19 protein-coding genes and 1 pseudogene are annotated in these 20,328 nt (G+C 57.0%); 14 read left to right on the top strand and 6 right to left on the bottom strand.

All coding sequences use genetic code 11. The annotated features are described in order from the left end of the window. Positions 1 to 155 precede the first annotated feature (155 nt). The 9 genes from ACWGZX_RS28170 to ACWGZX_RS28130 all read left to right on the top strand — a co-directional run bounded on the left by ACWGZX_RS28170 (position 156) and on the right by ACWGZX_RS28130 (position 11,667). On the top strand, positions 156 to 1,082 hold the full coding sequence (locus tag ACWGZX_RS28170; RefSeq protein WP_452626403.1) for a carbohydrate ABC transporter permease: 927 nt from the start codon (positions 156 to 158) through the stop codon (positions 1,080 to 1,082). 10 nt (positions 1,083 to 1,092) lie between these two features. Then, the gene (locus ACWGZX_RS28165) at positions 1,093 to 1,923 is read left to right on the top strand and encodes a carbohydrate ABC transporter permease (protein ID WP_007936731.1); all 831 of its coding nucleotides are present in this window, start codon (positions 1,093 to 1,095) and stop codon (positions 1,921 to 1,923) included. A 160-nt stretch (positions 1,924 to 2,083) separates the two neighbouring features. Continuing rightward, positions 2,084 to 3,187 (top strand): ABC transporter ATP-binding protein, encoded by a 1,104-nt coding sequence (locus ACWGZX_RS28160; RefSeq protein ID WP_452626402.1) that lies wholly within the window; start codon positions 2,084 to 2,086, stop codon positions 3,185 to 3,187. Between the two features lie 15 nt (positions 3,188 to 3,202). Beyond that, positions 3,203 to 4,675: a mannitol dehydrogenase family protein gene (locus ACWGZX_RS28155; protein WP_452626401.1), complete on the top strand. Its 1,473-nt coding sequence runs from the start codon at positions 3,203 to 3,205 to the stop codon at positions 4,673 to 4,675. Between the two features lie 140 nt (positions 4,676 to 4,815). Then, positions 4,816 to 6,312: a xylulokinase gene (gene xylB / locus ACWGZX_RS28150; protein WP_452626400.1), complete on the top strand. Its 1,497-nt coding sequence runs from the start codon at positions 4,816 to 4,818 to the stop codon at positions 6,310 to 6,312. Positions 6,313 to 6,325: 13 nt separating this feature from the next. Further along, on the top strand, positions 6,326 to 7,270 hold the full coding sequence (locus tag ACWGZX_RS28145; RefSeq protein WP_452626399.1) for a carbohydrate kinase family protein: 945 nt from the start codon (positions 6,326 to 6,328) through the stop codon (positions 7,268 to 7,270). 316 nt (positions 7,271 to 7,586) lie between these two features. Further along, entirely contained in the window at positions 7,587 to 9,797 is a 2,211-nt protein-coding gene (locus ACWGZX_RS28140; RefSeq protein ID WP_452626398.1) for a type VI secretion system Vgr family protein, read from the top strand. Then, positions 9,794 to 10,792: a DUF2515 family protein gene (locus tag ACWGZX_RS28135; protein ID WP_452626397.1), complete on the top strand. Its 999-nt coding sequence runs from the start codon at positions 9,794 to 9,796 to the stop codon at positions 10,790 to 10,792. Before ACWGZX_RS28140 ends, ACWGZX_RS28135 begins: the two co-directional genes overlap by 4 nt. Before the next feature lie 8 nt (positions 10,793 to 10,800). Further along, positions 10,801 to 11,667 (top strand): hypothetical protein, encoded by an 867-nt coding sequence (locus ACWGZX_RS28130; protein WP_452626396.1) that lies wholly within the window; start codon positions 10,801 to 10,803, stop codon positions 11,665 to 11,667. A 95-nt stretch (positions 11,668 to 11,762) separates the two neighbouring features. Here ACWGZX_RS28130 and ACWGZX_RS28125 read toward each other — a convergent pair whose 3' ends face one another. Further along, positions 11,763 to 12,059 (bottom strand): hypothetical protein, encoded by a 297-nt coding sequence (locus ACWGZX_RS28125; protein ID WP_452626395.1) that lies wholly within the window; start codon positions 12,057 to 12,059, stop codon positions 11,763 to 11,765. Between the two features lie 508 nt (positions 12,060 to 12,567). On the opposite strand from ACWGZX_RS28125, the gene ACWGZX_RS28120 reads away from it, so the two are divergent. Beyond that, a complete protein-coding gene (locus ACWGZX_RS28120; RefSeq protein WP_452626394.1) occupies positions 12,568 to 12,846 on the top strand; it encodes a DUF2790 domain-containing protein in 279 nt (92 codons plus the stop codon). A gap of 90 nt (positions 12,847 to 12,936) precedes the next feature. Continuing rightward, positions 12,937 to 13,332 carry a hypothetical protein gene (locus ACWGZX_RS28115; protein WP_223512567.1) on the top strand — a complete coding sequence of 132 codons (396 nt, stop codon included), beginning with the start codon at positions 12,937 to 12,939 and terminating at the stop codon, positions 13,330 to 13,332. Here the strand turns inward: ACWGZX_RS28115 and ACWGZX_RS28110 are convergent. Then, entirely contained in the window at positions 13,329 to 13,592 is a 264-nt protein-coding gene (locus ACWGZX_RS28110) for a DUF1652 domain-containing protein (RefSeq protein WP_452626393.1), read from the bottom strand. The two genes, ACWGZX_RS28115 and ACWGZX_RS28110, sit on opposite strands and share 4 nt — an antisense overlap. 284 nt (positions 13,593 to 13,876) lie before the next feature. Here ACWGZX_RS28110 and eco point away from each other — a divergent pair, with 284 nt between their 5' ends. After that, on the top strand, positions 13,877 to 14,359 hold the full coding sequence (gene eco, locus ACWGZX_RS28105) for a serine protease inhibitor ecotin (protein ID WP_452626392.1): 483 nt from the start codon (positions 13,877 to 13,879) through the stop codon (positions 14,357 to 14,359). Between the two features lie 31 nt (positions 14,360 to 14,390). On the opposite strand, the pseudogene ilvA reads toward eco, so the two are convergent. Beyond that, positions 14,391 to 15,386 (bottom strand): annotated as a pseudogene (gene ilvA / locus ACWGZX_RS28100) (threonine ammonia-lyase, biosynthetic); the annotation flags it as partial. A 248-nt stretch (positions 15,387 to 15,634) separates the two neighbouring features. Here ilvA and ACWGZX_RS28095 point away from each other — a divergent pair. Then, a complete protein-coding gene (locus tag ACWGZX_RS28095) occupies positions 15,635 to 15,943 on the top strand; it encodes a DUF2834 domain-containing protein (RefSeq protein WP_452629079.1) in 309 nt (102 codons plus the stop codon). A gap of 96 nt (positions 15,944 to 16,039) precedes the next feature. Here ACWGZX_RS28095 and ACWGZX_RS28090 read toward each other — a convergent pair whose 3' ends face one another. Beyond that, positions 16,040 to 17,191, bottom strand: a complete 1,152-nt coding sequence (locus tag ACWGZX_RS28090) for a PQQ-dependent sugar dehydrogenase (protein ID WP_452626391.1) — start codon at positions 17,189 to 17,191, stop codon at positions 16,040 to 16,042. A 25-nt stretch (positions 17,192 to 17,216) separates the two neighbouring features. Next, complete coding sequence (locus tag ACWGZX_RS28085; protein ID WP_452626390.1) at positions 17,217 to 17,564, bottom strand: hypothetical protein; 348 nt, start codon at positions 17,562 to 17,564, stop codon at positions 17,217 to 17,219. Positions 17,565 to 17,752: 188 nt separating this feature from the next. On the opposite strand from ACWGZX_RS28085, the gene ku reads away from it, so the two are divergent. After that, positions 17,753 to 18,601 (top strand): non-homologous end joining protein Ku, encoded by an 849-nt coding sequence (gene ku / locus ACWGZX_RS28080; protein WP_452626389.1) that lies wholly within the window; start codon positions 17,753 to 17,755, stop codon positions 18,599 to 18,601. Positions 18,602 to 18,748: 147 nt separating this feature from the next. Here ku and lpxO read toward each other — a convergent pair whose 3' ends face one another. After that, a complete protein-coding gene (gene lpxO / locus ACWGZX_RS28075) occupies positions 18,749 to 19,648 on the bottom strand; it encodes a lipid A hydroxylase LpxO (protein ID WP_452626388.1) in 900 nt (299 codons plus the stop codon). Positions 19,649 to 20,328 lie beyond the last annotated feature (680 nt).

Below are 20,328 nucleotides of genomic sequence, written 5' to 3'. Positions count from 1 at the left end.
AGCGGGCTTGCCCGCGATAGCAATGGATCAGCCACGAAAATGTATCGGATGTACCGGCCTCTTCGCGGACAAGTCCGCTCCTACAGGTTCCGCGTCATCTTTCGGATTGCATGCTGTCCTCACAATGTATCTGCACTCAACCGGTTCTGATCGCCATGAATATTTCAACTGCCAAAGCTCACATGGACATTCCCCAACCGGTGCGTAAAAGCCGGTTGACCAACCCCGGCTGGTTTCTGGTCAGCCCTTCGGTGGCCCTGTTGCTGTTGTGGATGATCGTGCCGCTGGGTATGACCGTCTACTTCTCGATGATTCGCTACAACCTGCTCAATCCGGGTGAAAACGAGTTCGTCGGGCTAGAGAACTTCACCTACTTCCTGACTGATTCAGGCTTCTTGCCCGGTGCCACCAACACCCTGTTGCTGGTGGGCAGCGTATTGCTGATCAGCGTAGTGCTGGGTGTGCTGATCAGCGCGCTGCTTGAGGCCAGTGAGTTCATGGGACGCGGCATCGTGCGGGTCATGCTCATCTCACCCTTCTTCATCATGCCCACCGTCGGTGCGCTGATCTGGAAGAACCTGATTTTCCATCCGGTGTCGGGGATTCTCGCCTACGTCTGGAAACTGTTCGGCGCGCAGCCGGTGGACTGGCTGGCGCACTACCCGCTGCTGTCAATCATCATCATTGTGTCGTGGCAATGGCTGCCCTTCGCGATCCTGATCCTGATGACGGCGATGCAGTCTCTCGACCAGGAACAGAAAGAAGCCGCGCGCCTGGACGGTGCCGGGCCTGTCGCCATCTTCTGGCACCTGACCCTGCCGCACCTGGCGCGGCCGATTGCGGTGGTGGTGATGATCGAAACCATCTTCCTGCTCTCGGTGTTCGCCGAAATTTTCACCACCACCAACGGTGGCCCCGGCTACGCCTCGACCAACCTCGCCTACCTGATCTACAACCAGGCGCTGGTGCAGTTCGACGTCGGCATGGCGTCCGCCGGCGGGTTGATTGCGGTGGTGATCGCCAACATCGCGGCCATCGTGCTCGTGCGCATGATCGGCAAAAACCTGACAGACAAAGCCTGAGGCCTGCGCCATGACCCTTCAACAATCCCGTCGTCTGCAAAGCCTGCTGCTTGGCACGCTGGCCTGGGCCATTGCCATCCTGATTTTCTTCCCGATCTTCTGGATGGTGCTGACCAGTTTCAAAACCGAAATCGACGCGTTCGCCACGCCGCCGCAATTCATCTTCACGCCGACGCTGGAGAACTACCTGCACATCAACGAGCGCAGCGACTACTTCAGCTTCGCCTGGAACTCGGTGGTGATTTCCTTTAGCGCCACGGCGTTGTGCCTGCTGATCGCTGTGCCGGCGGCTTACTCCATGGCGTTCTACGAAACCCAACGCACCAAAGGCACGCTGCTGTGGATGCTCTCCACCAAAATGCTACCGCCGGTGGGCGTGCTGATGCCGATTTACCTGCTGGCCAAGAGCTTTGGCCTGCTGGATACGCGCATCGCGCTGATCGTGATCTACACGCTGATCAACCTGCCCATCGTGGTCTGGATGATTTACACCTACTTCAAAGACATCCCCAAAGACATCCTCGAAGCTGCGCGCCTGGATGGCGCCACGCTGTGGCAGGAAATGGTCCGGGTGCTGCTACCGATTGCCAAGGGCGGCCTGGCGTCCACGGTGTTGCTATCGCTGATCCTGTGCTGGAACGAGGCGTTCTGGTCCTTGAACCTGACCTCATCGAAAGCTGCACCACTGACCGCGTTGATCGCCTCCTACTCAAGTCCCGAAGGTTTGTTCTGGGCCAAGTTGTCGGCAGTGTCGACGCTGGCCTGCGCGCCGATCCTGATCTTCGGCTGGATCAGCCAAAAACAATTGGTCCGCGGCCTGTCGTTCGGCGCCGTGAAATAAATCAGACCCGATCCCTGTAGGAGCACGGCTTGCCGGCGAAGGCGATTTGACCGACGCCTTCGCCGGCAAGTCGGATCGCCGCACCGCTGGCTCCTACAGAAAAGCCTGCTTGGCGTTTGCCACGGCTCAACTGAAAAAAAACAAACGGAGGCCCATCATCATGGCCAACCTGAAAATCAAGAATCTGCACAAAGGCTTCGAAGGCTTTTCCATCATCAAAGGCATCGACCTTGAAGTGAACGACAAAGAGTTCGTAGTGTTTGTCGGCCCGTCGGGTTGTGGCAAATCCACGCTGCTGCGCCTTATTGCCGGCCTGGAAGAAGTCAGCGGCGGCACCATCGAACTGGATGGCCGCGACATCACCGAAGTCAGCCCGGCCAAGCGCGATCTGGCGATGGTGTTCCAGACCTACGCCCTGTACCCGCACATGAGCGTGCGCAAGAACATGTCGTTTGCCCTCGATCTGGCCGGCGTGCCGAAAGCGGAAGTAGAGAAGAAAGTCGGCGAAGCGGCGCGCATCCTCGAACTGGGTCCGATGCTGGAGCGCAAACCGAAACAACTGTCTGGCGGCCAGCGTCAGCGCGTGGCCATCGGCCGGGCGATTGTGCGCAACCCGAAAATCTTCCTGTTCGACGAACCGCTGTCCAACCTCGACGCCGCCCTGCGGGTGCAGATGCGCCTGGAACTGCTGCGACTGCACAAAGAACTGCAAGCGACGATGATTTACGTGACTCACGACCAGGTCGAAGCCATGACCATGGCCGACAAGGTGGTCGTGCTCAATGGCGGCAAAATCGAACAGGTCGGCTCGCCGCTGGACCTGTATCACCAGCCGGCCAACCTGTTTGTCGCCGGGTTCCTGGGTACGCCGAAAATGGGCTTCCTCAAGGGCAAAGTCACCCGCGTCGACGGCCAAAGCTGTGAAGTGCTGCTCGATGCCGGCACCCGCATCACCCTGCCGTTGACCGGCGCCAATTTGAGCGTCGGTGGCGCAGTGACTTTAGGCATTCGTCCGGAACACCTGGAACTGGCACAGACCGGCGATTGCACCCTGCAAGTCACCGCCGACGTCAGCGAGCGCCTGGGCAGCGACACCTTCTGCCACGTGGTGACCTCCTCCGGCGAGGCCCTGACCATGCGTGTTCGCGGCGACCTGGCCAGCCGTTACGGCGAGTCGCTGAGCCTGCACCTGGACGCGGAACACTGCCATTTATTCGATGCCGACGGCGTGGCGTTGACCCGTCCGTTGCGCGTTGCGGCCTGATATCGAGACTATGTGATGAAACTCAATAAACAGAATCTCCACCACCTCAAGCCCGAGGTGGTCCTGCCCGCCTACGCCCTGAACGATACGCGCCAAGGCATCGCGCACATTGGCGTGGGTGGTTTCCACCGCGCCCATCAGGCGTTTTACACCGACGCGCTGATGAACACCGGCGAAGGCCTGGACTGGGCGATTTGCGGGGTCGGCCTGCGCGCCGAAGACCGCCGCGCCCGGGACAATCTCAAGGAGCAGGACTTCCTGTTCACGTTGTTTGAACTCGGCGATACCGATGACACCGAAGTCCGGGTCATCGGTGCAATTCGCGACATGATGCTGGCTGAAGACGGCGCGGCGGCGCTGATCGACAAACTCGCTAGCCCCGAGATCCGCATCGTTTCGCTGACCATTACCGAGGGTGGTTATTGCATCGATGACAGCAACGGCGAATTCATGGCGCACCTGCCGCAAATCCAGCACGATCTGGCGCACCCGAATGAGCCGAAAACCGTGTTCGGTTTCCTCTGCGCCGCGCTGGCCAAACGTCGCGCCGCCGGCACCCCGGCGTTCACCTTGATGTCCTGCGATAACCTGCCGCACAACGGCGCGGTCACCCGCAAAGCTTTATTAGCCTTCGCCGCGTTGCGCGATGCGGATCTGTGCGAATGGATCGACCGCAACGTCAGCTTCCCCAACGCCATGGTCGACCGCATCACGCCGATGACCAGCACCGAACATCGTCTGCAACTGGCCGACAAACACGAGGTCGACGATGCGTGGCCGGTGGTCTGCGAACCGTTTGTGCAATGGGTGCTGGAAGACAAGTTCGTCAACGGTCGCCCGGCCTGGGAAAAGGTCGGCGTGCAGTTCACTGACGACGTCACACCTTATGAAGAAATGAAGATCAAACTGCTTAACGGCAGCCATCTGGCGCTGACATATCTCGGTTTCTTGAAGGGTTATCGCTTCGTTCACGAGACCATGAATGACCCGCTGTTCGTGCGCTACATGCGTGCTTACATGGATCTGGACGTGACACCACAGCTGTCGCCAGTGCCGGGGATCGACCTCACCGACTACAAAGACACACTGGTTGAACGCTTCTCCAATCAGGCGATTGCCGATCAACTGGAACGGGTGTGTTCGGACGGTTCATCGAAGTTTCCCAAGTTCACTATTCCGACAATCAACCGGTTGATTGCAGATGGTCGCGAGACGAAACGTGCGGCGTTGGTGGTGGCGGCGTGGGCGCTGTATTTAAAGGGTGTGGATGAGAACGGTGATACCTATTCGATTCCGGATCCACGGGCGGCGTTTTGTCAGGGGCTGGTGGCGGATGATGTGTTGATTACCCAGCGGTTGCTGGCGGTCGAGGAGATTTTTGGCACGGCGATCCCGCATTCGGCCGAGTTTGTGGCGGCGTTTGAGTGGTGTTGTAACAGCTTGCGGGAGGTTGGGGTGACGCGGACGTTGGAGCGGGTGCTGGCTTAAGTACTGCGGTGAAGGGACTTCCGTCATCGCGAGCAGGCTCGCTCCCACAAGGGATCTGTACACCCTGTTGATCACCTGTGGGAGCGAGCCTGCTCGCGAATGGCTTCACCGAGATCGACCTGACACACCAAGGATCTACCATGGCAAACCAACACCTATTCCTGGGCATCGACTGCGGCACCCAAGGCACCAAAGCCATCGTCCTCGACGCAGTCAGCGGCCAAGTGCTGGGCCAGGGCGCTGCCGCCCACACCCTGATCAGCGGCGCCAACGGCCGCCGCGAACAAGACACCAACCAGTGGCTGGAAGCTTTCACCCTCGCCACCCGAAGCGCCCTGCTCGCAGCCAACGTCGACGGCCAAAATATCCTCGGCATCGGCGTGTCCGGCCAGCAACACGGCCTGGTCCTGCTCGACGATGAGGGCCAGGTCCTGCGTCCCGCCAAACTCTGGTGCGATACCGAATCCACACCAGAAAACGACCTCCTGCTGACGCACCTCGGTGGTGAAAAAGGTTCACTCGAGCGCCTCGGCGTGGTCATCGCCCCCGGCTACACCGTGTCAAAACTGCTCTGGGCCAAAGAACAGCACCCCGAGATCTTTTCCCGAATCACCCGCATCCTGCTGCCCCACGACTACCTGAATTATTGGCTCACCGGGCGCAGTTGCAGCGAGTACGGCGACGCCTCCGGCACCGGTTATTTCAACGTGCGCACCCGTCAGTGGGACTTGCAACTGCTGCGCGACATCGACCCCAGCGGGCGCCTGCAAGCTGCGTTGCCGGAATTGATCGACGCCCATCAAGCCGTCGGCACGATCCTGCCGAGCATCGCCGAACGCTTGGGAATCAACCCGCAAGCGCGGGTCTCAAGCGGTGGCGGCGACAACATGATGGGCGCAATTGGCACCGGCAATATCAAGCCCGGCGCGATCACCATGAGCCTCGGTTCGTCGGGCACGGTGTATGCCTATGCCGATCAACCCAAAGTCAGCGCGGATGCTTCGGTCGCGACCTTCTGTTCTTCCAGCGGTGGCTGGCTGCCGTTGATCTGCACCATGAACCTGACCAACGCTACCGGGGTGATTCGCGAGTTGTTCGACCTGGGTATCGAACAATTCAACGACCTTGTCGCGCAGGCACCGATTGGTGCCGAAGGCGTGTGCATGCTGCCGTTCCTCAACGGCGAACGCGTCCCCGCCCTGCCCCACGCCACCGGCATCCTGCTGGGCTTGACGATGACCAACCTGACCCGGACCAACCTGTGCCGCGCGGTGGTGGAAGGTACGACCTTCGGTTTGCGTTACGGACTGGACCTCTTGCGCCAGAATGGCTTACAAAGCCGCAGCATCTGCCTGATCGGCGGCGGCTCGAAGAGTCCGGTGTGGCGGCAGATAGTCGCCGACATCATGAATACGCCGGTGATCTGCACCGAACAAAGCGAAGCCGCCGCCCTCGGCGCGGCGATTCAGGCGGCGTGGTGCACGTCCTGGGCGAACGGGCAGGAAGAAACTCTGGCGGACGTGTGCGAGCGTTGCGTCAAACTCGACCTGAGCAGCGAAACCCTGCCGATTGCAGAAAATGTAGCGGCCTGTCAGCAGGCCTATGAACGCTATCAACAGCATGTCGCAACCCTTTAAAGAGCGAGCAATTATGTATCTGGTGTGTGGCGAAGCGCTGTTCGATTTCTTCAGTGAAGAGGATGCCAGCGGTCTGGCTTCAAAAGTGAATTTCAAGGCGATTGCCGGCGGTTCTCCGTTCAACGTCGCGGTTGGTTTACGCCGCTTGGGCGTGGACGCGGCGTTGTTTGCCGGATTGTCCACCGACTACCTCGGCCGGCGTTTACAACAAGTGCTGAAGGATGAAGGCGTGCGTTCGGACTTCCTGGTGGACTTCGCCGCCCCCACCACATTGGCGATGGTTGCAGTGGGCGCCAATGGCTCGCCGCATTACAGCTTTCGCGGTGAAGGCTGCGCGGATCGTCAGTTGAAACCGGAACACCTCCCAGCGCTGGGGCCCGACGTGTGCGGTTTGCACATCGGTTCTTTCTCGTTGGTGGTGCAACCGATTGCCGATACGTTACTCGCGCTGGTGCAGCGCGAAAGCGGCAAACGCCTGATCAGCCTCGACCCGAATGTGCGGCTCAATCCTGAACCGAATATCGACCTGTGGCGCTCGCGGATCGCGACGCTCGTGGAATACGCCGACCTGATCAAAGTCAGCGATGAGGATTTGAGCCTGTTGTATCCCGAGCAAGATCCGCAACGCGTTATTGAAAGCTGGTTGCAGCATCGCTGTCAGTTGGTGTTCCTGACCCGTGGTGGCGAGGGTGCGACAGTGTTTAGCCGAGTACATGGTTCGTGGTCGGTGCCGGCAAATGCGGTGAAGATTGCCGACACAGTAGGGGCTGGCGATACGTTCCAGGCGGCGTTGATTACCTGGTTGACAGAGCAGCAGCTGGATTCGGTGGAAGGTGTGCAATCGCTGAGCCGCGAGCACATCGACAGCATGTTGAAGTTTGCGGTGCGGGCAGCGGCGCTGACGTGCGGCAAGACCGGGCCGGATTTGCCGTATCGTCATCAGTTGGATCTTCGCTGAAGCTGATGACCCCTTCGCGAGCAGGCTCGCTCCCACAGGGGATCGTTGCCGAACACAAAACCTGCGTTCACCGCAGATCCCCTGTAGGAGTGAGCCTGCTCGCGATGGCGGTGTATCTCACGCCGCCCATCTCCAGTCAGTCACCCCTTCGAGAGCCACACAGGGCGATATCCCCCGCATTCACTGACCGAAACCGTGCCACCAAGGGTTTTCCCAATGACCGGAGACCCGCCCGCCTACGCCATATGCGCCTTGAACGAGGCGGTTTAATCCTGCACCATCCGCCCCAGCTTATCCAAAGGACGGAATTCAAAGCATGCTGGACGCTAACGCACCCCATATTTCCCTCACGCTCGAAGGCGTGTCCGCTGACCTGCAAGTGCTCAGTTTCGTGGGCCGTGAAGCCCTCAACCAGCCGTTCTGTTTCGACATCGAACTGGTCAGCACCCGCCCCGACCTGAAACTCGAAGAGATCCTGCACAAACCCGGTTGCCTGACCTTCGGTGCAACCGGCAAAGGCCTCATCCACGGCCTGGTCTATCGCATCGAGCAAGGCGACTCGGGTAAAAAACTGACCCGCTACAGCATCAGCCTGTGCCCGCAACTGGCCTACCTGCGCCACAACCACGACCAGCAAATCTTCCAGCAGTTAAGTATCCCGAAGATCATCGCCCAGGTCCTGGAAGCGCGCGGCATTCTCGCTGACGCGTACAGTTTCCAGCTCGGCGCGAACTACCCGGATCGCGATTACTGCGTGCAGTACGACGAATCCGACCTGCATTTCATCCAGCGCCTGTGTGAAGAAGAAGGCATCCACTTCCACTTCCAGCACAGCGCCAGCGGGCACAAAATTGTCTTCGGCGATGACCAGACCGTGTTCCGAAAACTGGCTCCCGTGGCCTACCAGCAAGACTCCGGCATGGCCGCCGAGAAACCGGTGATCAAACGCTTCAACCTGCGCCTGGAAACCCGCACCAGCCGCGTCAGCCGCCGCGATTACGACTTCGAAAAACCGCGCATCCTGTCCGAAGGCGCGGCCAAGAGCGGAGTCGCGCCGGACCTCGAAGACTACGATTACCCCGGCCACTTCCTCACCCGCGAACGCGGCAAACAACTGGCGACCCGCGCACTGGAACGCCATCGCAGCGACTACAAACTCGCCGAAGGCAAAGGTGACGAGCCCACGTTGGTCAGCGGCCACTTCATGTCCCTCAGCGAACACCCGCGCGCCGAGTGGAACAACCTCTGGTTGCTGCTGGAAGTCGTCCACGAAGGCAAACAGCCGCAAGTGCTCGGCGAGAACATCACCAGCGACGTCACCCACAACAAAGACGATTTCCATCAGGGTTATCGCAACCGCTTCCTCGCCACGCCGTGGGACGCGCACTACCGCCCTGCCCTCGAACACCCGAAACCCAAAGTCCTCGGCAGCCAGACCGCCATCGTCACCGGCCCACCGGGCGAAGAAATCCATTGCGACGAATACGGTCGCGTCAAAGTGCAATTCTTTTGGGACCGCGACGGTCAGTCCAACGACAAAACCAGCTGCTGGCTGCGCGTCGCCACCGGCTGGGCCGGCAGTGCCTACGGCGGCATCGCCATCCCACGCGTCGGCATGGAAGTACTCGTCACCTTCCTCGAAGGCGACCCCGACCAGCCGCTGGTCACCGGCTGCCTGTACCACAAGGAAAACCTCGTCCCCTACGACCTGCCGGCGAACAAAACCCGCAGCACCTTCAAGACCCTCAGTTCACCGGGCGGCAAGGGCTACAACGAATTTCGCATCGAAGACAAAAAAGGCGCGGAACAGATCTACCTCCACGCCCAGCGCGACTGGGATGAAAACATCGAACACGACCAGAAAATCCGCATTGGCAACGAGCGGCACGACACGGTTGAGGCCAATGCCTTCAGCGAGTTCAAAGTTGAAGAACATCGCATTACCCATCTGGATCGCAAGACCGAAGCGCGGGCGGATGATCACCTGACTGTGGCGGCGACCCAGCATGTGAAGGTCGGCACGGCGCAGTTTGTCGAGGCGGGTGAAGAGATTCATTACAACGCTGGCGACAAGGTGGTGGTTGAAGGCGGAATGGAACTGACGGCCAAGGCTGGCGGGAGTTTCGTCAAGGTGGATGCCGGGGGCGTGACGATTAGTGGGGCGGAGGTCAGGACCAATTCGGGTGGTGCGCCGGGTTCGGGGAGCGGGATTGGCATCCTCGCCCCGCATATCCCCGTCATTGCAGATCAGGCACGGGCAGGAAGTTTGCTAAATGCAAAGAAAATCAGTGAGCGCTACGACGAACAGCTCAAGTTCGTTACGCGTCGTGGGCAACCTGTCAAAGCAGTAAAAACGGCGCTGATTGTGCCATCCGAGATAGCCCCTCAAATATCGAGAAGCGACGCAAATGGCCTCCATCCGCGAGTCCAGACAGAGGCGGAAGAACCGGTGAAAGCTCACCTTGTCTGGGATGAACTGGTTGTGCCTGCTGGCGCAGATGACTATGAAGCGAGTAGAACGAAATGAGTGCGCAACCGATCACGACGTTCAAAACCAATGACAAAGAATGCTCTGTCCACGAAGTCGTGCTGGGTTGCGATAAGTTGTGGGCGATGGGGCAGGAAGAAGCCATACGCCGCTTGAGCAAAAAACGCTCCTCCGCCTCCAGCAAATACGAACTGATCTCAGACTTCAGCGCTCGTGCCGCAAGAATTGCCGCCGCTTACGCGAGTTTCTATCTGGAACAAGGCGAAGACGGAAAGCCTGAACTCAAGGGCCGGTTCTACTGGATGGGGTTGGCGGCGTTTGCCAGCAAGCAGGTCAAATGCGGGTTGGACTTTATTCCGAATGATCCTTATCTGCTGCTGACGCCTCCCCTCGTTCAGCCACCTATGCGTATTGGCAAAAACTCATTGGGAAAAGGTAACTTCTGGCTGTTTCAGGATATTTTTGTCTGGCATTGGTTTTACAGCAAATATCCAAAACAGTTCGATGAGTGTGCGCCTGAACGTAATGCACGTAGTTGTGAGGGGCAGATCAAGACCAATATTGATAGTTTGCCTTGGGCAGAAGAGGCGCTTGCCACCCTAAGTAATTTGCATTTCACAAATGAACTGGCAGATGGATTTAATAAAATTGGCGAAACAGAGAAATTACCCCTTGGAAGGTTAAGAAGTGCAACGCAACTCTCGTCATTAATGGCGATAGCCAATCACGAACAGAGGAAAATCCTTCAACCTTTGATTTACGAGAGCGCGCCCTTTCAAGCGACATTAAAAATGCAGGCAGGTTTCGAATGGGCACCTTTTACTCCCGTCAGAGTAGCAGCGTTCAGCACTGCTTGTGACGTAAAGGAACCAGAACTCAGGGTTCAAATGGAAGACGGTGACTTATTTAATGTAAAGGACCGAATGAAATTCATTGACACCATTGCAAATCAATACCACAAGTTAATGGGGGCGCAAAAAGATTACATGGAGCGAGAAATTGGCACAATTTCGACCTGGGTAAATACTCAATGAGACTTTATTTGCTGCTTATTTCCCTCTCTCTTCTGGCCGCATGTGATCACAGCGACTCAAACATGACAAACAAAATACCAGCCTTTGAAATATCCCTCGATTCTCCAATGCAGGAAATCATAGATAATAACGAGAATAAATTCTCCAAAGAGTGCATGAAAGACCTAGACCTATGCTGGTACAAATTTGACAAATCGGCTAATAGCAAAAAACTTCCCGATGTAGTGATAAAATACGCTGAGACAACGCTCAAAATTGAAGAAGTGACTAATATCACAATAGTTACAAATGAGAGAATTGGAAACAATGCAGAGAACATAAACCTAACCCCTAGGGGGCTTCCAGACAACAGCACTCACGAGCAGAATAGAGCTCTAATATCAGCACTAATCAAAAAAATCAAAAACGCCGGTTGGTCTCGCTTCATCTTTCCTGAAGACCCGAGAATATCTGGGTCGCAGATCGACAAAATCAGTAGCCCTGAACACGTGCTAGGACAATATATCGGCAGCCATCCTTGGCTCGATTCAGACTATCAACTCGATCTAAAACGTTGGCTTCAAATCGGTTCTTTTTATAATTGGTACTTCTACAACAATGGCGCCTATCTTCACCTGAAAGCATGGAGACAAAATGATGAAAAAGACCCAACCGAAAAAGCGACCTACCTAATCACCCTGGAGTTTCAGTCGGAGAGAGACTTTTGGCTCGATGGCATCAGCGACGAGAACGACAGACTTCATTGGAAAGAACTCTTGCCAAAAAGACTAGAAAGCTATCACGCCGCACGATTAGCGCTTGAAGAAAAAGCTCGCGCCGCTGGTATCGAGATAGATGAGTCTTATCAAGACCCACCCATTCATGCTCTTGAATAATGGCTGACTTCCCATTCTCAACAAGGTACTCATCCGGCGACATGATAAAAATCCAGCGCCATACGAGCGCTGGATTTTTCTATAAAGATCAGACGTCAGACCGGCGCCTTCCACCCCATCATCCGTTGCTGAGCAACCGCCAACAGGTCATACCCATCCTGTGCCAGCAAATAAAGCGCGTGAGTAATGTGCGGGATATCCTGAACATCACCGTGCTTGAAGCATTGGCAATGAAGCGTTTCAAGTAGCTGGCTGGAGGCTCGTACGCGCTGTAACGCGGCTTCGAGAATATCTTGGGGATTGGCTTCGGTGTCGATCACCAAAGGACTTGAATCGGTAACGCCGCTGTTGAGTGAGCGATAGCGCTCTGGGAACGGTTTAAACGTTGGCATAGTAGTTACTCGATGGTTAATAAGTAACGCCAGCACCGTGACCAAACGATGGGAGGCGGCTGTGTACAGGCTTGGTCAACCGATACCATCAAATCGGTTCGCCCGAAGGCGTCCAGCACACAGCCACCATTGCAACGCACTACGAGGACTTGGATGTCCGCAGGGCGAATGATGGCACACATATGTGAGATGGCATCAGGTGACCAAACCCGATCGCTGATTTTGCAGCGAGCACCAACAGTAATCCCCACCACCCAACAGGCGAAAGTCGACAAGTCACCTGACCTTGTAGGACCAAGCCGAAGATGCCGTAGAAGCTTTCCTAACGAAACATCCGACAGACGTTTCTCCTGTCGCGACAGGCGGCGTTCAGCCGGGTTAACCCTCTCTTAACGTTAAGGTCCAAAATTCTATTGGACCGCACGCCCTCAGACGCTTCTGACGCCCAGTGCGGCAGGTTCGACGTTTATCGTCGAGCTGATTTTCCGCCTGCACTGGAGATCGTCACATGAACACCCGCATGTTGCTCCTTGCCTCTGCCCTCGCCTGCACCGCGTTTACCGGACTTGCCCAGGCCTATGACACGTCCACGCCCACATCTACTTCCAATGCCACTCCTTACCACTACGGCATGACGCTGAACGTTGGCAAAGTCGTGTCCCTGACAGAACCGATAACCGATGAATGCAAGGTGGTTATCGCCGACATGAAGTACATCGATAAATCCGGCAAGCCTGAAGAAATCACCTACAGGAAGCTTTCTGACGCGTGCAGTTACTACAACTGACGGAAACGTCTGATTCGGAACCGGGCGGTTTTACTGTGAGGGTTCTGGCGTTATGCTTGAGCGCCTCCCTCACTGCCGCAAGGATTCGCTATGCAGTTGTCGTTCCGTTCGTTGTCGATGTTCACTGCCGCCCTGTGTTTGGTACTGGCGCTGGTCTGGGGCTTGATGCCTGACAGGTTGCTGGCGATTTGGGGGATTGAGTTTTCCTCGACGGCAGGCTTTGTTGCGCGGCGCATCGCTGTGCTGTTCGCGGCGCTGGGATTGATTTGCTATTGGGTTCGAAACGAGCCGCCGTCCGTGACTCGCAACGCACTGAGCAGCGGATTTATGGTCGGGTGTTTTGGTCTGGCAGCATTGGGTTTCGGCGAATGGCTCAATGGCCATGTCGGGCCGGGCATTTTGCTTGCGGTGCTGGCGGAGCTGGCGCTGGGCCTGGGGTTTCTTCAGACCCGGCGCGTGTCGGTAGAATTCGAAACCGCAGGTTAAAACGCTTTACGCACCCTCGGATGAGATATGACCATAGGATGCTGTTTGGCGCGTAGACCAGCGATCAATTCGTTGATTTCCCGACAGCCATTCAGTGTCGAGGCATCAATGCCGGCCACGTTCAATTCCAGCAGATCGGTTTGACCGTCTGCATACACTTTTACTGTCATCGATAAGTCCGGAGACAGTGTGCATTGGCAGCGCTTGGGCAAAAAACTGCTTTCGATGATGTTGCGAAGTTCCAAGGCAGAAAGAAACATGGCGACCCTCTCCTTTTTGAGATTGCCAATCAATGATCGATGCTGGCTCATATGCAGTCCGACCAGCTTAGGAACAGACAAAGCATAAGATATGCCTGGAATTTCGCTGTGCAGCTCATCGGAAGATCAATGGCTTAGCGCCAGGACTGAGAAAAACTGCCGTGCAATCTGCACGAAGGGTCCAGGACAGAGTTGCAAATTACCGGTGCAAAGCGCCGGGTTTGCATTAGCGTCTGAGCGCAGTAAGAATGGCGCCACGAATTGATTACAAGCAAGGAGGCATCATGGGTTCTTTGACCTTTATTACGACTGTCGGACTAACGGTTGCCGGCCTGTCGAGCATCGCTCATGCCGCAACACTTGAAACCATCGCTCCGTTTCCAAAACCCGAAAGTGGTTTTACCCGCCAAGTCATCCACCTCGCCCCGCAAACCAAAGAAGATGACTTTCAGGTCGAAATCCTCGCGGGCAAGACCTTGACCGTGGACTGCAATCGCCCACGCCTAGGGGGGATGCTTGAAGAGAAAAACCTGGAAGGCTGGGGCTACCCGTTCTACCGACTGGAAAAAGTCATCGGCCCGATGAGCACGCTGATGGCCTGCCCGGACGGCACAAGCAAAAAAGACTTCGTACCCGTGGTCGGCGACGGCTTCTTGCTACGTTACAACAGCAAATTGCCGATAGTGCTTTACGTGCCAAAAGACATCGAAGTCCGCTATCGGATCTGGTCGGCGTCGAGCAAGGTTGAGAAAGCCGTTCAGGAATAACTTCACTCCCGCCTCACGCCGGCGCGCAGCTTAACGCTGCGCGTTCGGCCACGTGGCGCAAACTGTCGAAGTTGATGTTGGCCCCTGAGTCGATGGCCACCAGCGTCTGACCACGGATACCGGTTTGCGCGACGTATTTTTTGATCCCGGCGACAGCCAGCGCGCCTGACGGTTCAGTGATCGAGCGGGTATCGTCGTAGATGTTCTTGATGGCGGTGCAAAGTTCGTCGTTACTGACCGTCAACACCTCATCAACGCAAAACCGGCAGACTTCGAAGCCATAAGCGCCGATCTGCGCCACCGCCACGCCATCGGCGAAAGTGCCGACGCTCGGCAGGACAACCCGTTCGTGCGCTTGTAGCGCTGCCGCCAAACACGCCGAATGTTCTGACTCGACGCCGATGATGCGCACTTCAGGTCGCAGGTATTTGACGTACGCGGCGATGCCGGCGATCAAACCTCCACCGCCCACCGGCACAAAGATCGCGTCGATCGGGCCTTGATGCTGGCGCAGGATCTCCATCGCCACAGTGCCCTGCCCGGCGATCACGTCCGGGTCGTCGAAGGGCGAAACAAAGGTGCGACCGGTTTGTTCGGCCAGGCTCAGCGCATAGTCGAGGGCGAACGGAAAACTCTCGCCGTGCAGCACAGCCTCCGCCCCGCGACTTCGAACCCCGAGCACTTTCAGTTCCGGCGTGGTACGCGGCATGACGATGGTCGCGACAATCCCCAACGTTTTCGCTGCCAGCGCTACGCCTTGGGCATGATTGCCCGCCGACGCGGTGATCACGCCGCGCGCCTTTTGCTCATCACTGAGTTGCACCAGCTTGTTGTAGGCGCCGCGAATCTTGAATGAAAACGTCGGTTGCAAGTCCTCGCGTTTGAGCAGGATCTGATTGCCCAATGCCTCGCAGAGCGCCGGCGCCGATTGCAATGGCGTACGTACCGCCAGTTCATACACTGGCGCGGCGAGGATCTTTTTTACGTAATGCTCAAGCAAGTTTTGCTGGGCTAGAGTGCTGCTCATGGTCGTCTCCTGGCTGTGTTCGGAGCCCTGGAGACAGAAAGTAAAAACCCGCCTCTAGGGCGGGTTGGGTGCTGCAGTCGTGAGCTAGCCCGCCAAATAAGGAATGGCGGTAATAATGCTTGGCTGGCAGCGCAATACGGTGGAAGTCATGGCTGGAAATTAGCCTTGGGCTGGTGGCAAGTCAATGGCCAATTTTCATCGGCTTCTGTAGGGTGCTGATTCTGCTCATTGTCCCACGGAAGGAAACCATGAAGTCTGTCGCCCTGCCCCTCGTTGCTTTGATTGCCTTTTCCGGATACACCGTTTCGGTGATGCTCCAGGCTGAACAGTCGTTGGTTGATTTCGGTATCCGCCTGATGTCGCGGCCGGATACTGCGCAGGTGGTGATTGATCTTTACCTGTTGGCGACGCTGGCGGCAATCTGGATCTATAAGGATGCGCGCAAGCGGGGGCGGTCGGTGGCGTCGGTGATGCCCTATCTGTTGATCACGGCGATTTTTGTGTCTGTCGGGCCATTGTTGTATCTCGTCGTTCGGGGGCTGCAAACCCGAAAATAGTGTTGTTGAGATTGCCTTCGCGAGCAGGCTCGCTCCTACGTTGGATATGTGGCGTTTACATACCTGTGGGAGCGAGCCAGAGCCCCAGTACCCTGGTTATTTCAGGCCAACCTTGTACAACGCGCCGTCGTCTTCGTCGGTCAACACATACAAATACCCATCCGGGCCTTGCCGCACATCCCGGATCCGGGCCTTGAGCTCACCGAGCAAGCGTTCCTCGTGAACGACTTTATCGCCATCAAACTGCAAGCGGATCAACTCCTGGCTAACCAGCGCGCCGATGAACACGTTGTGCTGCCAGGCCTTGAATCGATCACCGTCGTAGAACGCCATCCCGCTCAGCCCCGGGGACTTTTCCCAGACATGATGAGGCCCCACGGTGCCTTCGACGGTCTTGCCCTTGGCTTCCGGGATCGGCTGACCGGAATAGTTGATACCGTGGGTTGCGAGCGGCCAGCCGTAGTTTCTACCTCGCTCGATGATGTTCAGCTCGTCGCCGCCTTGAGGCCCATGCTCGTTCTCCCAGAGCACGCCGGTCCACGGATTGAGCGCAGCGCCCTGCGGGTTACGCTGGCCATAGGACCAGATTTCCGGGCGCACGCCGGCTTGACCGACAAAGGGGTTATCGTCCGGCACTTGGCCGTCCGGGTAGATCCGTACGACTTTGCCTTGTAGCTTGTCGAGGTCCTGGGCCGTTGGCCGGTCATTGTTTTCGCCGAGCGTGATGAACAGATAGCCGTCGCGATCAAACACCAGTCGCGAGCCAAAGTGGTTGCCGACAGAGAGCTTCGGCTCCTGGTGAAAGATCACTTGGAAGTCCTGGAGCGTTTTCAGGTCTTCGGACAATTGCCCTCGACCGACCGCCGTACCCGCCTTGTTGCCCGCGCCGTCACCTTCGGCATACGACAGATACACCGTACGGTCCTGCCTGAAGTCGGGGGACAGCACCACATCCAGCAAGCCGCCCTGCCCCTTGGCCCAGACCTTCGGCACGCCATCAATCGGGGCGGACAGTTCGCCGTCAACGCTGACGACACGCAGGTTGCCCGGCAGCTCGGTAACCAACATGCCCTCGCGATCCGGCAGGAACGCGAGCGACCACGGATGTTCCAGCCCCTTGGTGATCGTGGCGACTTCAAGGGTGCCCTGTTCGCTTTCCAGTTCCTGGACCGGCGCGGCAAAAACGGGCGTTGCAGCGGTGATCTGTGCGCAAGCACACAGGGTAGCCAAGAGGGTTTTACGCAACATGCACGATTCCTTTTGTCGTTCCTATTCAACGGTTGCTGGTGCCTGCATCTCGCGGAGGTGGATTGGGAATGAATATCGGTGGGCTGGCGGGAGCCGATTGACTTTGGGGGTAACGGTTGCCAATGCCGCCGTTTTCCAGGGTCGGAGGGCGCGGCACCGGCACGGTATTTGGCCCTCGTATGGCCGGGGCGCTGGATTGCGAGCCTTGCATGCTGTTCGGGTTGGCGCGGCGAATCGGGCTGTTGTAAGGATTGCTCGAAGCCCCTGTCGGGCTTTGGGCCAGCAGCAATAATGGCGATGGCGTCGCGTGCGCCAGACTGCTCAGCAAACCACTCAGCGCCAATACGGCGCAGCCGAGCATATATCTGTTCATGGGGGAGCCTCTCTTGGTGGATAGAGTCTTCGATAGCACGCTACGCCCGGGGTTCGGATTTGTTAACTAAAACCTCTTTCATAAGATGTAACACGAGACGACCACCCCACCCGGCCGGGGTCCACAACCGGCTGAAACTTTTGCTTCAGGCCAAAGGTCACCTGATCATCACATGCGAGAAGACGACCATGGCACGGGCAATCTGGAAAGGCGCTATCAGTTTTGGGCTGGTGCATATCCCTGTAGCGCTGGTGTCGGCGACGTCTTCCCAGGGGGTGGATTTCGACTGGCTCGACAGCCGCAGCATGGAGCCGGTCGGGTACAAACGCGTGAACAAGGTCACCGGCAAGGAAGTCACCAAGGAGCACATCGTCAAAGGTGTGCAGTACGAAAAGGGTCGGTACGTGGTCCTCAGCGAAGAAGAGATCAAGTCGGCGCACCCGTTATCCACGCAAACCATCGACATCTTTGCCTTTGTCGACAGTGAGCAGATCCCTCTGCAAAACATTGATACGCCCTACTACCTCGCCCCGGATAAACGCGGCGGCAAGGTGTACGCGCTGTTGCGCGAAACGTTGAGCAAAACCAATAAAGTCGCCCTCGCCCATGTCGTGTTGCACACTCGCCAGCACCTGGCAGCGTTGATGCCGCTGGAATCGGCGATGGTGTTGGTGATGCTGCGCTGGCCAGCGCAAGTGCGCAGCCTCGATACGCTTGAGTTGGGCAGCGACGTGACCAAGCCCGAACTGGCCAAGGGCGAACTCGATATGGCCAAGCGTCTGGTGCAAGACATGAGCGCCGACTGGAAACCCGAGGACTATCGCGACAGTTTTGAAGACAAGATTATGGCGCTGGTCGAGAAGAAGGCCAATGAAGGCAAGATAGAGGACGTCGAGACGGCGACGGGTGAAGAAGAGCGCAAAACGGCGGATGTAATCGACTTGACCGAGTTGCTGAAACGCAGCCTGGGTAACAAGGGCGCAGGGAAAGCCAAACCAGCTGCGCAGAAAAAAGCCACGAAGGCTTCTCGAGGCTAGTTCCGGATTTTGCGGTGTTTGTTATGGCCTCATCGTCGGAACGCCGCCCGGAGCAAGCTCGGCTCCTACAATGGATTTGTGTACGCCGCAAATCCATTGTAGGAGCCGAGCTTGCTCGCGATAGCTTAATCCGCCACAACACATAATTCAGATCAGGACAAACACCGCCAGCAACCCACCAAAAATCCCCCATTTCCCAAAATAGTAAAGCTTGCGATTGGTTTTCTTCAGCGCTTTAGCCCTCAGGCGGACTTTGTAGACTCTGGTAAACAAAAGGTTAATGCCGCCCGTCCTGTCGCCCTCTTCGTTCGGCGCGCCCGCCGCCGACATTACGTGACGGCTGAACCAGCCATTGAACGCCGCCGCCCAGCGGTATTTCATCGGACGCTCGACATCACAGAACAGAATGATTCGGTTCTGTTGCGTGGTGTTTTCCGCGTAATGAATGAACGTTTCGTCGAACATCACCGCTTCGCCATCGCGCCAGTGGTAGTTCTCGCCGTCGACATTGATATAGCAACCGGCATCGTTCGGCGTTTCCAGGCCCAAGTGATAACGGTAGGACCCGGCATAAGGATCGCGGTGCCGGACCAGTCTGGAACCCGGTGGCAATTGGGCGAACATCGCCGCCTTGATCGAGCCGATGCCTTGCACCAGCTCAGTGGTGCGCGGGCAGAGCTTCATCGCCGAAGGATGGCTGTCGCCGTACCACTTCAGGTAAAACCGTTTCCAGCCCGTCTTGAAGAACGAGTTGAAGCCAACATCGTCGTATTGATCCGAGCGTTTGATCTCCCCCGCCTTCAGCAGGTGCTGGCCTTCGGCGCGAATTTCTTGCCAATGCGTCTGCAACGGGCTTAGGTCTGGGAAGTCCGCTGGATTGAGATAGGGCTTGTTGGGAATTTTCGAAAACAGATAAAGGAAGCAATTGAGCGGCGCCAGGAACGTAGAGTGATCACTCAGTTGGCGGCCCAGCTTGTGGCGCACGCGACCGCGCAGGTGGACGTACGCAATAGAGGCAACGTAAATAAAGGCAATGATCAGTTTCACAGAAATCGTCACACGTCAGAAGTGAACAAACTGCCTTCCCTGCCAGCCTGTCGGCCAATGGACTTGTGCAGCGTCTGAAAACGAAACAGCGGGCCCGATAGCGCCGTCGTCGAACCGGTAGCGGCTATCGGCCACCGTGTTGAAAAATCGCATTTTAGCCACTGTTTGTCACAAATAGTTAGCATTCAGGTGTGAAAATCTGTTCGCGGATACCGTCAATGCACCCGCGCGGTCTTAACGCCCTATCGTTTAAAGAGCCAGACCAGTACAATCGCCGCCAAACATTACGCGCCCCCCTTGGTTGATGACGGGAATGAACCCTGTCTCAGCGCACTTCGACTCGGGCCAAGCGCTCCATATGCTGCTGTCCACTTATTGCCAGATGGACCTTCCGCTTCTGACCGGGATGCATTTCCCGTGGTTTGAATACCGGAAACGGGTACTGAATCGGTACTGCCGCAACCCTAGCTACTCTGAATGCTTCGCAGGAAAAACCTTTGATCTCTACAGCTAACATCACGATGCAGTTTTAATCGGGTGTTTCTGCGGGCTCCAGCCAGTAAATACGGGGGTCTCAAGCCGCATCAACCCCCGGCATTTCTCTCCATTGGCCCAAAAATTGGCCCAAACCTCCGGCGTTCTGCCAACCGCTAACAACTCCAAATTTTCTACTGCTTGTC

This window comes from Pseudomonas sp. CLCA07 (assembly GCF_053615335.1).
This window is presented reverse-complemented; position numbering and strand designations above follow the sequence as displayed.